The organism is Microcoleus sp. LAD1_D3 (genome assembly GCF_036702135.1).
Classification (GTDB): Bacteria; Cyanobacteriota; Cyanobacteriia; order Cyanobacteriales; family Microcoleaceae; genus Microcoleus.
In genome coordinates this window covers 1-14,952 of the sequence record NZ_JAUBSB010000097.1, presented here as the reverse complement: position 1 = coordinate 14,952, position 14,952 = coordinate 1, and the positions used below count along the sequence as shown (strand labels likewise).

Below are 14,952 nucleotides of genomic sequence, written 5' to 3'. Positions count from 1 at the left end.
ATACTTGCCAAAATGGAACTATAGAGCCCTACCTCAAACTTAATACTTCATCAAGTTATTTATTTTTCAGTCCTTAGGTGTTGCTCCTGACAATCTTCGAGATGTTTGGACTCCCGATGAATGGATTCTGCTTCAAGAAGTAGAAGATATGGGGGTGCGATTAATTGACATTCAGGATAGGCACCCTGATGATGCCATTCCACAAAGCGCTGAAAGATTGCTGATTCAGGTAAAAACAAGAGCCTCGAAGCTGAAGTAATGGTTTCACGCTAGCTCGCATACTCTGAATCGCCTTCAATCTCCTTCAACGTCCACCCGCAACTCATACACTCGCTCTCCTGGGATGTTTGCCAATCAGCCGCCAGCAATATCCCTCAGCGGTTGGTGAAGGTCGCGCTCCCTAGCGGTACAGGAATATGACCCAGAAATAGCCCCGCTGACACCATCCGCTTTTGTAGCAATTGAAACCCTTGTCCAGCAAGGATTCTAGCCCTTATTTCCCAAATACCGCTCCTCCAAGCCCTACGAATACTCAGTTAGCCACGGCAGTACAGTCACTACTGGTTTGGCTAACAGGAATTTCAATCCAGAATTCAGCCCCTCGACCGGGTTCAGAAAAGCATTGGAGGGAGCCACCATGTTTAGCAACTACAATTTGATAGCTAATTGACAGTCCTAATCCAGTCCCTTGACCAATAGGTTTTGTGGTGAAGAAGGGGTCAAACAACTGTTGTCGAACCTGTTGCGTTATCCCCGAACCGTTGTCTTGAATTTGAATCACCACTCTTTTAGAATGACTAGGCTGAGTATTGTTAGTCAATAACTTAGTCCGAATTGTGATGCAACTTGGATTATTGAGTGCGTCTTTGGCAGAACGCTGAGCGTTGTAGTTATCTAAAGCATCAAGCGCGTTTGCCAGAATATTCATAAATACCTGGTTCAACTGGCCTGCATAGCACTCTACCCTTGGTAAATCGCCGTATTCTTTGATAACTTCAATGGCAGGACAATCGGGTTTTGCTTTCAGCCGATTTTGCAAAATCATGAGTGTGCTGTCAATTCCCTCATGGATGTCAACAGGCTTCATTTCTGCTTCATCCAGTCGCGAGAAGTTTCGCAGGGATAGGACAATTTGACGAATGCGATCGGCCCCTACTTTCATTGAACTCAGTATCTTGGGCAAGTCTTCAATCAGGAAGTCCAAGTCGATTTCTGTAATCTTCTCCTCAATTTTGTGGTTGGTCGCTGGATAGGTCTGTTGATAAAGCTCCACTAAGTCCAGTAAATGCCCCGTATACTCAGCAGTGTGGATCAGATTGCCGTAGATGAAGTTCACTGGATTGTTGATTTCATGAGCCACTCCAGCCACCAGTTGCCCCAACCCTGACATTTTCTCAGTTTGAATTAATTGGGTTTGCGTGCGTTGCAGTTGCTCTAGGGTGGTAGAGAGATGTTGATTTTTCTCGTGCAATTCCTGAGTTCGCTGATCCACTCGCTCTTCCAGCGTGTGGTTTGCTTGCTCCAGTTGCGCTTTTGCCAGGGCAAGCTTGTTGTATAGCATGGCATTTTGCAGCGAGATCGCTGCCTGCGCCGTGAGCAACCGCAGAACTTCCATACGGCTGCGAGTGAAAGCGGCGATAGTCAAATTATTTTCCAGATACACCATGCCAATCAACTTGCCGCGATTACAGATTGGCATACACAGCAAGCTTTTGGGCTGTTGTTGAATCATGTAGGGATCGGTGGCAAAGGTCGTTTCCAGTCGGGCATCATCCAGCACTAAAGGCTCGGCAGTGCGGGAAACATAGTTGACAACGGAGTGGGGAATGTCGCGGCTCGATCGCAGGGGTCGCGAGCGCAAGCCAAACGCCGAATTCTCACCGAGTTTGGAGCGCTGGGTCGCCACTTCTAACGGAGTTTCGATCTCAACATTGGTCGCGGTTTGGGCGGCAATCACCCAATTTTCCTCATGTCGCAGCAGCAGTACACATTTTTCGGCTCCGGCATTTTCAACCACTACCTGCATCAACGTTGCCAGTAGCTTCTCCAACTCAATTTCTCCCGCCAGCGCATGAGATGCTTTGATCACCGTTGCCAAATCTAGAGTTTCGGAAATGCTGGAACTGCTACGTCCCGCCCCGGTGGTAGTGGAGCGTACGCCCCGGATGGGAGAGCTTGCATCCTCGCCTTGCACGATCGGAGCCAAGAGTTGGGGATAGCGGTGTTCCAGGTCATCTAGCTTTGCCTTCGCGCCCCAGCGTCCGTAGGCATAATAGGCATTCGTCAGGTAAACCTGAGCGATCGCTTCTTTGCCCCAGTCTAGATAGAATCGAGCTGCAAGTTCGTTGGCAAGGGCTTCTTCTTGCGTGTATTCGTTGGCTTTGGCGACCGCGATCGCGCGATCGTAGTGATCGAGCGCGACCGCCGTTTGACCCAACACCCGACACCGTTCCGCTGCCACCAACTCAAATTTATGCAGATAATTCATGGGCGCATGACTGGCCAAGGTTTGCATTTTTTGCTGGTTCTCAGTCACTCGTTGCAGCAATTCTGCCTGTTCAAACGGTGTAGCAGTAGGATAGGCAGCCAGCGCAGTGAGCGAATCATAAAACTCAAAGACCGGAATCGTGGCGTATCCGGTGCCTGCTCCTAGATACTGTCTGGCTTGAGTAGCAGTTGCGATCGCCAAAGACAGATCCCCAAACAGATAGCAGAGAATTAGTTTATGAACGTAGAAATAGTGAAGTCCTGTAAATTCATTTGCAGCAATTAGCTGAGGTAATAATTCTTCCTCGTTCAATGCTTGACCAGTCAGAACACAAGCATTCTGGGCCTTGCCTAGTAAGTTAAGAACCGCTTGATGATAGATCCGGCAGTAGTTGAGGGTGGTAGTTAGTTGGAAATTCTCCAGGACAAGACTATAAGCCTGCATATCTTCCTCTAGCCGAGGCAGTTCCCGCCCCAGGAAATAGGAATACTGACAAATATCTTTCGCATTGAAGCCGACGTAGTAGATATTTCCCGTGTCGAGCGCAATTTTATAGCCTTCCAACATCAACTGCACAGCATTCTGGAGATGAGATTTCAGATAGATGATGAAAGCACCCACGACATATAAAACCGTGGGCTTGATGACGTTGATATTCAACTTGGCATTCAACCCTAACGCCAATTTGCCCACCCGAGCGGCCACTTCAACGTCTTGCAAAATCCCGTTTAGAAGAATTCCGTAGCAGGCATAGCAGAACGCAGAAAAGGGCGCATTACCATACTGAATCGAGGCTTTCACCTGCGACAAAATAAGCAACGGAAACAGATTTGGGGCGGCAATATAAACAGCGGGAGCCACACTAGCCACAATTTGAACAACCGCCAGTTTGTCTGCCGCCGTCATCATCGGCAAATCGACCAGTTCTTCTGGATTACGCCCGCCCAGCAGAACAGCCGTTTCTTGGAGGGCTGCCTGAATGTCAGCCGGGGTGGGTTCAAGAGGAAAAACGAGGCCGAACTGTGCCATCGCTTGCCGAGCGATCGCGATCGCAGCCAGCACATTATTTTGGGCTGTATAGGCTTGAATTTTGATGTCGTAAATGCCCACGCGATCGAGCAAAGTCTTGGCTTGCCGCATCACGGCCTCACCCAGTTCCTCCATCTGCTCATAGGCTCCGCAGAGATAAGCCGCTTCAGCCGCTGACTCATGCAGAGACAAGGTTAACGCATACTGACTATGCCAGCAGTCCGATCGCAGCAAGCGGATTCCCCCGGTCAAATACTCAATAGCAGCTTTGTGTGCGGTGGAAGCGAGGGCTTTTCGTCCTGCGATCAGGTTGAGTTGAGCCAGTTGCTCCCGTAGCGGAGCGGGGCGCAAGCCATCGTCCTGCGATCGCATCAACTCGATACCGATATTCAGGTGATTCACAATCTCAAAAACGTTGGCTTCTCGCTCGGCTTCAGGCACATTGTTCAACAGCCGTTGCCCGATTTTGAGATGAGTCGCCTGTTTGTCATCGTCTGGAATCAACGAGTAGGCTGCTTGTTGGACGCGATCGTGAAGAAAGTTGTAGGAGACGATCGGTTTTTCCTGAGTGCTAGGGATGGGTGCATTTTCTGTCACAAGTGTCCAACCATCGGTCGGGAATAATTTGTATCCCTCGCCGCCCAAAGGCAAAATCACTCCTTCTTTGAGGGCTGGCCACAAAGCAGCAGCCGTCTCTGTGGGAGATTGCTCATACACGATCGCCAACGTTTCCAGGTCAAACTGGTTGCCAATACAAGCCGCCAGTTTCAAGACATTTTGGGTTTCCAGCGACAACTTCTGCAATTGCTTGGCCACAAATTCCACCACATCCTCAATCAAGCTCATAGCGCGGATTGGGGCGATGTCATAATCCCAACGGCCCATCGAGGCATCAAATACAATCAGTCCATCGTCATAAAGCGATTTAACAAATTGATTGCTGAAAAAAGGATTCCCCTGGGTCTTTTGATACACCAACTTTGTCAAGGAAATTGCTTGCTCTGGTGAGGCATTTAGAGTATCGGCAATCAAGTAATTCAGGTGGATGGGGGTCAAGGGAGCTAGAGCAATTTTATTGACCGTGACCGATGCCTGCAGCAGTTCTTCGATCATCTGCATTAACGGATGCGCGGGCGAAACTTCGTTATCCCGATACGCAGCCACCAGCAGCAAATAGTGGCTTTTTGCTTCGCTCATCAGCAGTTGCATCAGCTTGAGCGAGGCGGAGTCTGCCCATTGCAGGTCATCCAGAAAAACCACCAGGGGATGCTCTTGCGTGGTGAAAACCTGGATGAACTTTTGGAACAACAGATGAAAGCGATTTTGGGCTGCACTGCCGGACAGTTCCGACGCAGGAGACTGTTCACCAATGATTCGTTGGAGTTCTGGAATTACTTCGATGATCACTTGGCTATTCTCGCCCAGCGCAGCCAGAATCTTGGTCTTCCATAGATCGATCTGGGCATCGCTCTCGGTCAGCATTTGCCCCATCAAGTCGCGGAACGCCTGCACCAACGCCGAGAAGGGGATATTTCGTTGGAATTGATCGAACTTGCCTTTGATGAAGTACCCGTGTTGGCGCACGATCAGCTTGTGCACTTCGTGGACGACGGCCGTTTTGCCCACGCCGGAAAAGCCCGCCACCAGCATCAGCTCGGTCGCACCCTGCTGCACCCGCTCAAAGGCTGCCAGCAGCATGGTCACTTCCGCTTCCCGACCATACAGCTTTTCAGGAATCACGAAGCGATCGCAAGTATCCCGGTGTCCCAGCTTAAACGGCACAATGATGGCCGTTGCGTTCCATTGATGCAAACAGGTTTCCAGGTCGTGCTTCAGTCCCCAGGCGGTCTGATAGCGATCTTCGGCATTCTTCGCCATCAGTTTGCTCACCACCTCCGAGAGGAGCGGTGGCACGGCAGGATTCAGGTTATGGACGGCGGGGGCTTGTTTGGCGATGTGGCAATGTACCAGTTCGAGCGCGTCGTCCGATTGAAACGGCAACTGGCCAGTGAGCAATTCGTAGAAGGTGATGCCTAGCGAATAGAAATCGGTGCGGTAGTCAATGCCCCGGTTCATCCGCCCGGTTTGTTCGGGGGATAAATACTCCAGCGTCCCTTCCAGCACTGAAGGACTGGTCAAAAGTTGCGTTTCTCTGGGTAGCAGGGAAGCGATGCTAAAGTCAATCAGCTTAATCTGCTTGGTGGTGGGATGAATCAGAATATTGGCAGGCTTGATATCTTTATGAATAATGCGATGACGGTAGAGATTATTGAGCGATTGGGCGAGGGCGATCGCAATCTGCAAAAATTCGGTGAGAAACAGTGGCTCGTAGCGAGGAGCCTTATGAAGTGAGGTGTTCACTTCAGACTGCTGGCCCCAAAGCGCTGCATACTCCCTGAGTGAAATTCCTCCGAAGTCCTCCATAATTAGAGCAAGCTGATTTTGGTAGGTCTCCAGACTATAGAAACGGACACCATCAGTCATGTTCAAAATTTGGGCGATCGCATATTGGTTCTTGAATTGTGCTAATTCAACCAGGCTGGGATAAGCCGTTTTTAGAAGTTTAATCACAACGGGGGTTTGATCCCACTCTCGCCAGCCCCGGTAAACCACCGTTCTGGAACTGGTGTAAATCATTTCATGAATTCGATACCCTGGAATTCCAATCAAGCTCTTTAGCATAAACCCTGTTCAAGACAATGGATTCATTCTATCCACTCTCAAGGTTAGTTTCACACTACACTCATATTTTTTTCAGCATAAACCGATCGAATAGATAGAGCACAAGCCATTTGTAAGTATAAACGTAATACTACTGAAAAATGATGGTAGAACAGAAGCGTTATCCCCTCTACCATCGCTACAACAACTGACCAATGGCAATAAATTAGACGGCGCTCAACGCTCGATCTGAAAGAGTCGTCTTGCCAAACGGATTTTCGTAGGAATGAGTTTTGATGTAAACCAAAAATTCATTGACCAGCTCTGCAAAATAGTCAAAGGCGACATCAATCAACTCCATTGCTTGTTGACGAATCTCCTCTGGCACTTCAATATCTCTGATGGCTTGCAAAGAGGCTGGAGTATGGAGCGTGTGGGTATTTTCAATATGATTGTGACACATACCAAAATAGCGGAACTCATGGCCGGTCATGGCTTGCAGTTGCATTGCCACCGGATTGGTTGCCCGGAAAAAAACATTGGCTGTGACTTCAGAAACCTCGATCGCCACCAGCTTCATGATCGGATCGGCTTGGTAGGTGTAGCGTTCAAACAGAGGAAGCATGGAGCGAGATACCTTGGTGTGCTCACTCCAAATGAATCGTACAACCTCACTGAAAGGCATGGAATAATTCATGCCCATCTTCTCCATGTCTTCCAGCAGCCATTGCCAGTGAAAATGTTCTTCATAAGTGTGCCGATTCACCATTTCTTGAATCTTGTTTGTCGTGGGTTCCTGTCGCAAAACCCGCTTGCACAACTCGCTGAACTCCAGCGCCAGTGGGGTAATCACTGGCGCAAATGCCAGTTTTTGGCGAGGCTCAACACTTTCATCTTTCATATACTCGAAAAACGGCAACTGAGCAAACTCCTGATTCTTTTTCTCTATTATATCTAGAAGGGTTTTCATCTCAATTTTCCTCAAGTAATGGACAACAAGTTAGTAGTTGAATTTAGCTAGAGCCGAATGCCACCTCTTCCAAAAAATTTGAAGTAGCGGCTTATCCCTAACATGGAATTCCTTAAAATCTCCTCACATTGATGGCAACCAGTCAAAGGAAATCAGACTGATGCAGTCACAACTTGGAGTCCCTACGAAAGAGTGAAGGCACTTTCATCACTTGAAGCAATTGTAACTTAAAATTTTTGTTAGAGCCATCGGCAAAACTACTGTTTAGCCAACTGTCCAAACTGCTCATTCAATACTGAGTATTTCCCAGTATTCAGTAATTAGACGGAGGCTACTGATTGCTTTTTATCTATCTGAAACACTTTGAAAATTAGAGGTTATCGGTAAAATTTGAATCTCTAATTTATATAATCCAGTTTCAGTCTAGGTTTCGTCCTGCCTAAATTTGTTAGCCTAACTAAGTAAATCTACGATTCTGTAGATTTACTGACACGGACTACTCTGATACGAGGACAGAGACTGTTATTCTAGAGCAGACTCAACAAAAAAAGTCTGGGTCATGTCAGATATTACAGTAAAATATAGAGTCTTAAAGGTCGTAGAGGAAATGCCACCAGAGATTACTTTTGAGGAAGTTATGAAGAGGGTTTACTTCCTTGACAAAGTTGACCGAGGTTTGAAGCAAGTTGAAGCTGATGATATTATTTCCGGCGAAGCAGCGAAAAAAGCGGCTCAGAAGGTGGGACGAGTAAATTGGACAAATCAGCCTTTAGCGGATATCGAAGTGATCGCTACATGGTGGCTGTAAGGACACAGCAATGATCGATAGTAAGGTGCGCACTGCGCACCTACATAATACTACTACATACTACATACCTGTTGGTGTAAAGCGCTGATGGTACACTCTACAAAATTTATTGAAAATAACTCTTATTCTTCGCTCTCCGGAGGCATGATGAATCTGGGACACGGATATTTTCCACCATCTCTATCTCTGCACCGCCGCCACGTCGATTGATTGGAGTCGAACGGCGTTTCGACTGATTCATTAACTGTAATTTTAACAGTCGAAGGAGTTGGCAGTGCTGTTGAGGCTTGACTTAGCTCCAGTACCGTTATAATTGCCAGTATGGTTGATGAAAACAAAACTGTGCGTTTCATTTATTTGTTTTTTCCTCGTTTAATCGTTGACGTGCCATCCCTATCCATATATCCTCATCGAATTCTTGAGAATCCGCATACTTTAGACAAATTTTCCACTGCGGTAGCGCTGCCTTAGTATTTTTCATTTTTTCTAGGACTTGCGCTTTTAAGCAGTAAGTTGCTGGTCCTTCACTATCAAGTTTAATCGCTTCATCCAGATGTTGCAATGCCTCTGAATATCGACCCTGTTCCAGGCGAGCCCATCCCAAGTTTTTGAGTAAAGAATATTTTACTCGATCATCCTCAGCTAATTTCAAACCTTGCCACAGGAAGTGAACCGCAGCCGGATAGTTTTTTTGATCAACTATATATAACCGAGCCAGGTTGCTGTAAGCAGCAGGCAGACCGAGTTTTGCAGCTTGCAGATATTTCCCTCGGGCACATTGTAAATCTTGCACCTCTTCGCAAAGCCATCCTAAATTGTAAAGAGCTGTTCGGCTTTTTGGATCTACCCAGAGCGCTAACTCATATGCTTTTTGAGTATCAGCCAATCGATTGGCTTTGTAGTTTTCAAACGCAATATTATTAAAAAAAGATGCCAGTTCGGGCAAAGCAATTTTCCAGCCACCAAAGCCTACTGCTAGCATCAGCAAGAAAGCTCCCCACTTGCAGTTCTGATGCTTTTTTGCTGGCTCTTTCAGGGCATTGAAAATATTAGCTAATGGTGTCATTTTTAGCATTTTTTAACTTGAGAGTTGGGCGATATTTTGTTTGCGAGATTTAATGGCCACCCTAATGGCATCATAATCTTACGAAATGACTCAGGTTTGAGCTTATTTCTCATAAGAGTTTGTCAGTCCACAGCCAAATGCTTGGGTAATGCTCCCACTACCCAGATGTATTCGAGCATAGGTTAATCATTCATGAGGCTCCACAAGCCATCCGGATATTTTCAGAAAAAAAGAACCGGGAAGCCGGAACCCGGAAGAAGGCACAACTGTTGGCTCTCGATAAGTAATAATACTTACTTTGGAGGCGAGGATCGCCAATATGCGACTGTATTAGGAGATAAGATGGCTCGCCTGAGTTTTAGGCGATAATAAAAATAAAACTTCTTGTGGTAGGAGTCCGAAAGCCTGGGTAAGGGAGACGCTCACACTACCGTTTCCAGCACAACCCCAGGAGAGCCGAGAAGATGGACTCCGTTGAAATAACTCTAATTAAGTTTGTAGTGACGATGGAAGTCTTCAAAATCCTAAAGGGGAGATATTGAGAAATATTATGATGAGTAATTAACCGAACGCGAGCTAAAATAATCAATCACTAGGGATAATCACTAATCACTAATTACTAATTACTTCTGACTAATAAACATCTTCCGAAATTCAATTTCAACCTTTGAGTAGCAAAGGTTTCAGTTTCTTTTTCGGAGATGTCTAATAACGGATGACTAATGACGGATGACTAAAATTGCTTCATCGCTCTTTCCATATCCCGCTTATCTTCGCGTTTCTTCAAATCTTCGCGCTTGTCGTACAGTTTTTTCCCTTTACCCAAACCGATATCCAGTTTTACCCAGCCGCCTTTCAAATACATTTTTAACGGCACTAAAGTCAACCCTTTTTCTTCCACTTTGCCGATTAATTTGCGAATTTCCTGCTTGTGCATCAGCAATTTACGGGTGCGGCGGGGTTCGTGATTAAAATAGTTGCTAGCACTTCTCCAAGGCGAAATGTGAACGTTGATCAGCCACAGTTCGCCGTTCCGAACTAAGCCATATCCGTCCCGTAAATTGGCTTTTCCTTCCCGAATAGATTTGACTTCGGTTCCTTTCAACTCGATTCCCACTTGGTATGTCTCTATAATTTCATAGAGATGGCGCGCTTGTCGGTTATCGCTAACAATTTTGTATCCTGGGCTTTTTTCGGTCATTTTTACCTCCAATAAAATTAATTATTATAACGCTAGCTTCTCTGTAGAGAAAATCGAAGCTTGACAAAACTTAAATAACCGGTCTAGACATTACTAATTTTGCTGAGCTAAGATGTCACCAACGTGAATGTCAAGCGGTATCATGCAGCGCACCAATATTCCCAATTCTGACCTTCCAGATGCTATCAGTCCCAATTCTGGGGTTAATTTGGTTTGGGGGGCTCCTTGTTTGTTAGCCCTTGCTTGGTTTTGGGCCAATATCTCGGCTGTTAAGTGGGTGTTATCCTCGTTTGTTGAGATACCCACACTGTACAAGATAGTAATTGGTTTTTTGATTGTAGCATTAGTAGTGCGATCGACTGGGAACTCCGATCGCCCGCCGGGATTTTTACCAAATTTCGTTTTGAGGCGAGATCCGCTGCTGTTGATGTTGGGTGCGGGTATTTGCTCGATCGCCCTTCAGTACATAATTGATATCAAACAAATTACTGTCCTGCTATTTATCCTCGGAACTTACGGGCTGTGCGGCTTATTGGTGGAGCCGAACTTTTGGCAAAAAAACTTGCCAGTTGCGGGCTTGCTGGCTTGTATTTTACCATTCAACAGTCAGTTTAATAGCGGATTAGGTTTGCCGGCGCGAGTGATCACTGCTCAGGTAGTAGAACAGTTGCTCTCAATGCTGCACATTGGGGCTATTTCTTCTTACGATATTATCGTTTTGGAAAACGGCATTGCTCACGTTGACGTGCCTTGCAGCGGCATTAAAACTCTCTTAGTGGGAACGCTATTTTTGCTAGCTGCTACCTGTCTGGAAGGGCGTAAATTAAGTTTAAGATGGGTAGCAGTCGGCGCTGCTAATCTCTTAATGTTGGTGTCTGCTAACGCGGCGCGGGTTGCCGTGTTAGTCCTGGTTTCAGAAGTGTTTAAACAGCCAAAACTAGCCGAAATTATTCACGTTCCTCTGGGAATAGTCGGTTTAGTATGTGCTTGTTTTGTGACCTGGTTAATGCTGCACCGAGTACCGAAATTTCAGCCAGAAAAAACCAGCGGTATTTCTGCAAAACCCAACTCAGAAATACTCGAAAATCACCCTTTAGCTAAACCAGGAATAATTGCCGCAGTCACAGTTTTGGCAGTCATGGCTCAACTGTCTCATGTAGAAACGTCAAGAATGGCGAGCGCACCTTTAAGATTACCTGAATACATTAAATCAGAGTCGATTCCCCTGAATACTAGCGAACAAAAATTCTTTGGCAACTATCCAGACACGCAAACACAAAAAATCAGATTTGTCGCCGGCAAGTTGCGCGGTTCCATGCTCACAGTAGCGAGCACATCCTGGCAAACTTATCACGCCCCCGAGTTGTGTTTTGTAGCGAGCGGAATTCCCGTCAATCGCATAGAAAAAAAACAATTAACTCCTTCAGTAACAGCGCGCTGGCTGTCTCTCAAAAACAACCAATTATCAGCAGTATACTGGCTGCAATCGGCACAGTTAACTACAGATAACTTCTTGTCCCGTATCGGCAGCGACCTCACCCACAAAAATCACAATTGGGTGCTAGTTTCCATTTTATTTGACAGTTCGCTACAAGCTGAAAATCATGAAGTAAAAGAGTTTGCTAGTAATGTACACGATACCGTTAAACAAAGCTTACAAGGAGAAATAAATGAAAATTAAACAGGTATTTGATGGAGTTTTTAAAACAATTTTTTGGCTGTGGAATTTGACTTTTTTATCGATTGTTTACTTGGGAATTTTGCCGATTATAGGAGTGCCATTAATTATGGCGACAATCGATGGCACCATCCCGCTAGAGTTTTCTTTGACGATGGCAGCTACGATCGCAGTACCCACTGTATGTACAGTAATAGGAGCTAGGCGTTTTAGCAAGCAACCCCTAGAGCTAATGCGTTGGTTTTACGGCGTAGAAGCACCGCTATTTTTGCTGTGTTTGCTCCGCTTGTTCCTGCTGCGAGAACTCACCCCAGCTAGTTATCAAATTATCGCTACTATTGCTTTGTGCATTGCAGCATTTTCAGTGGAAATGCTGTACGGCTATCTGGGTAAAAAAGAAAATGTGCAAAATATCTCAGATTCTCAAACTTCCCATAATAAACAGCATCGTTTTTTAAGCTTAATCCGAGAAAAACGAAGTGCGTGGCTGCAATTAGGATGTCACAGTTTAATGCTAATAGTTGGCATTTGGGCGGCAACATTGCTGATGTATTACGCTGTACCTGTGGCATTGTTTACACTTTATGGATTCTTCACTGTAGTCATTGAATTTTTCAAGTTTACATGGGTATCAGCATTTTGGGATATCTTTAGATATGGGGAGTGGATCTGGGGTTTAATTTGGATACCGCTATCCTTTATATTATTTGGTTTAACCTGTAGTTTGTTCATTGTCATGCCTTCGCTGTACGGCTTTCTTTACATTCATTCCGGGCGGAAAATATGGCTGATTTTTGCTGCACAATACGGGAAAAATAAAGCGCTAATCGGAAGTTTGGGAGTCATAGCAGCTTGGCTGGCTATTTTCTCCGCTTTGCAGCAGCAGCCGCAAGTTGCAGCACTGAAAATGCTGGCTACTCCCCCCGCAAATGACACGGTTCGCCAAACTTTATTAGCCAAGTCTGATATGATTCGATCGGGCTTAGTTAACGCTTATTTGTCCCCTTACCGCTACCTCAGCACTGTGGGAGAAAACAACCACATTTATGAGATATACAAAAACACTTTGAATTTGTCTGACGGAGCGGCTCAAACGGTGCAGAACAGCTATAATTTTTTAATGTCGCCGTTTTTGTATCAAGGCTCTAGTGCTGATGTGGAAAAAGCAGAAAAACTCTACGGCGAATTCTTCGATACGGAACTGCAAAAAGGCGACACAGAAGCAGTAAAACACGCGGTGCAGTCAACATCAAACCGGGAAGAAGCAAAAGCTGGTTTGCTGAATGTCAATCAAGAAAAAGTGTGGCTGAAATCGCAAGAAGTGACAGTCAAAGAAAACGGCGATTGGGCCGACGTTCAACTCTACGAAGTTTACAACAATCAAACACCGAACTTGCAAGAAGTATTCTACTACTTTTCCCTGCCGGAAAGCGCCGCAGTTACAGGGATTTGGCTGGGCGATACTGGCGATTTAAACAAACGTTTTGTATTTACTGTATCGCCTCGCGGTGCAGCCCAGCAAGTCTACAACCAACAGGTGAGAGAAAGAGTAGATCCGGCTTTGCTCGAACAAATTGGCCCTAAACAATACCGCTTGCGGGCTTTTCCAATCCCGGCTAAACGAGAATTCACCCAAACCGACGGGCCAACCGAAATGCACCTGTGGCTTACTTACAAAGTCATGCGCCAGCCACAGGGTTGGGCTATGCCTGTTTTGGCTGAAAAACGCAACATTTTTTGGAACCCAAATACTCGCCGCACGATCGCCGGAAAAGAGGTGAAATACAGCGGGAAAGAAGCAATAGAAACTTGGCTGCCACCCTTTTTGCCCGCAGCCGCACAGCAACCGCTAACACCGCAGCAGGCGATTCTACCGGGAGAAAATATCATTTCTGCTAAGCCGCTGGCTGATGCAAATTACTCGCTACCGCAAGGCAAAAAGTTTGCAGTAATTCTCGATACTTCCCGCAGCATGGCGGCGGAAAATAAGCAAGTAAAAGATACTTTTGAATGGTTGAAAGCTAATGCAGCCGGCAAAAATGCTGTTGATTTGTATATCGCTAGTGCTGCAGGAATGCCACCTAAGTTTGTGGAAGATGTACGCAATTTCGATGCGGCAAAGGTAACATTTTACGGTACGATTCAGCTCAAAGATATGCTGCAACAGTTTGCACAGTTGCGGGGCGATAAAAGTTACGATACTGTATTTTTGGTGAGCGATCGCCACAGCTACGAATTGTCGGACGATCGCAAACCTAAACTTTCCATCTCTGCACCGCTGTGGACAGTGCATTTGGGAGGTTTGCCCCCCGGCTACGACGACGCAACTTTAAAGGCTATTCAAGATAGCGGCGGCGGAGTTGCTACGGATATGAAAGAGGCGATGCAGCGAGTAGCAACAACAGCAGCTTCGGGCCAATCTACAGTTAGCGTTGTTGATGGCTATGCTTGGAGTTATGCCAAAAATTCCAAATCAGAAAAGACACTCAAATCGGGGGCTGTTACAGAGCTAAAAGATACCGGAAATGAAGGGTTTAAACCGATAGCTGCGCGGCAGTTGATAACTGCACTTAGCAAGCAGAAAAGTTCAAATCAATTGACGCAACTGGATGCGATGCACGCAGTAGCTAAAAATTTCAAAGTGGTGACGCCTTATTCTTCGATGATTGTGTTAGTTAATGACGCGCAAAGGGAGCAGCTAAAAGCAGCGGAAGCTAAGAGCGATCGATTTGACAGAGAGGTAGAATCTGGTAAGGAACAGTTGAGTAAGCCGAATAATCCTCTGAATGTTTCGGGGGTTCCTGAACCCGAAGAATGGCTGCTGTTGGCGGTAAGTGCGATCGGGCTTTTGGTGATTTTCCTCCGTCAGCGGCGCGCGAAAATGGTAGGTTGAAAGTAAATCCGGGTTGGCTACTCCCTCGATGTTTCGGCGGTTGAAACCGCTACTACAAAAACAAAGTCTGCCTCCGCAGACTAACGGGACTTAAACAAAAAATACGGTGAAAATACGTTATAATGCTTGCATAGCAAGCATATAACGTTAAAGAATGA

Annotated in this window: 8 protein-coding genes; 3 read left to right on the top strand and 5 right to left on the bottom strand. The window is 46.1% G+C overall.

Annotated features, from left to right (window positions below; translation table 11 throughout):
• Positions 1-532: 532 nt before the first annotated feature.
• Both QUA74_RS28215 and QUA74_RS28210 read right to left on the bottom strand, forming a co-directional pair.
• On the bottom strand, positions 533-6,199 hold the full coding sequence (locus QUA74_RS28215) for an AAA family ATPase (protein ID WP_333335737.1): 5,667 nt from the start codon (positions 6,197-6,199) through the stop codon (positions 533-535).
• Between the two features lie 205 nt (positions 6,200-6,404).
• Positions 6,405-7,148 carry a hypothetical protein gene (locus QUA74_RS28210; RefSeq protein WP_333335734.1) on the bottom strand — a complete coding sequence of 248 codons (744 nt, stop codon included), beginning with the start codon at positions 7,146-7,148 and terminating at the stop codon, positions 6,405-6,407.
• Between the two features lie 559 nt (positions 7,149-7,707).
• Here QUA74_RS28210 and QUA74_RS28205 point away from each other — a divergent pair.
• Complete coding sequence (locus QUA74_RS28205) at positions 7,708-7,956, top strand: hypothetical protein (RefSeq protein ID WP_333335731.1); 249 nt, start codon at positions 7,708-7,710, stop codon at positions 7,954-7,956.
• Positions 7,957-8,078: 122 nt separating this feature from the next.
• Here QUA74_RS28205 and QUA74_RS28200 read toward each other — a convergent pair whose 3' ends face one another.
• The 3 genes from QUA74_RS28200 to smpB form a co-directional block, all read right to left on the bottom strand.
• On the bottom strand, positions 8,079-8,309 hold the full coding sequence (locus QUA74_RS28200) for an Osc7112_2153 family protein (protein WP_333335728.1): 231 nt from the start codon (positions 8,307-8,309) through the stop codon (positions 8,079-8,081).
• A complete protein-coding gene (locus tag QUA74_RS28195) occupies positions 8,306-9,022 on the bottom strand; it encodes a tetratricopeptide repeat protein (protein WP_333335725.1) in 717 nt (238 codons plus the stop codon). Before QUA74_RS28195 ends, QUA74_RS28200 begins: the two co-directional genes overlap by 4 nt.
• 733 nt (positions 9,023-9,755) lie before the next feature.
• Complete coding sequence (gene smpB / locus QUA74_RS28190) at positions 9,756-10,223, bottom strand: SsrA-binding protein SmpB (RefSeq protein ID WP_333335723.1); 468 nt, start codon at positions 10,221-10,223, stop codon at positions 9,756-9,758.
• Between the two features lie 127 nt (positions 10,224-10,350).
• Between smpB and xrtO the strand changes: the two genes are divergently transcribed.
• Together xrtO and QUA74_RS28180 are read left to right on the top strand one after the other, a co-directional pair.
• Positions 10,351-11,904 carry an exosortase O gene (xrtO, locus tag QUA74_RS28185; RefSeq protein WP_333335720.1) on the top strand — a complete coding sequence of 518 codons (1,554 nt, stop codon included), beginning with the start codon at positions 10,351-10,353 and terminating at the stop codon, positions 11,902-11,904.
• On the top strand, positions 11,894-14,794 hold the full coding sequence (locus tag QUA74_RS28180; protein WP_333335718.1) for a TIGR02921 family PEP-CTERM protein: 2,901 nt from the start codon (positions 11,894-11,896) through the stop codon (positions 14,792-14,794). The genes xrtO and QUA74_RS28180 overlap by 11 nt, the downstream gene beginning before the upstream one ends.
• Positions 14,795-14,952 lie beyond the last annotated feature (158 nt).

What these genes read in the sequence shown, in the direction of transcription:
- QUA74_RS28200 (WP_333335728.1), bottom strand. Translation starts at nt 8,309, where the DNA reads ATGAAACGCACAGTTTTGTTTTCATCAACCATACTGGCAATTATAACG.
- QUA74_RS28215 (WP_333335737.1), bottom strand. Translation starts at nt 6,199, where the DNA reads ATGCTAAAGAGCTTGATTGGAATTCCAGGGTATCGAATTCATGAAATG.
- QUA74_RS28195 (WP_333335725.1), bottom strand. Translation starts at nt 9,022, where the DNA reads ATGACACCATTAGCTAATATTTTCAATGCCCTGAAAGAGCCAGCAAAA.
- smpB (WP_333335723.1), bottom strand. Translation starts at nt 10,223, where the DNA reads ATGACCGAAAAAAGCCCAGGATACAAAATTGTTAGCGATAACCGACAA.
- QUA74_RS28205 (WP_333335731.1), top strand. Translation starts at nt 7,708, where the DNA reads ATGTCAGATATTACAGTAAAATATAGAGTCTTAAAGGTCGTAGAGGAA.
- xrtO (WP_333335720.1), top strand. Translation starts at nt 10,351, where the DNA reads ATGTCAAGCGGTATCATGCAGCGCACCAATATTCCCAATTCTGACCTT.
- QUA74_RS28210 (WP_333335734.1), bottom strand. Translation starts at nt 7,148, where the DNA reads ATGAAAACCCTTCTAGATATAATAGAGAAAAAGAATCAGGAGTTTGCT.
- QUA74_RS28180 (WP_333335718.1), top strand. Translation starts at nt 11,894, where the DNA reads ATGAAAATTAAACAGGTATTTGATGGAGTTTTTAAAACAATTTTTTGG.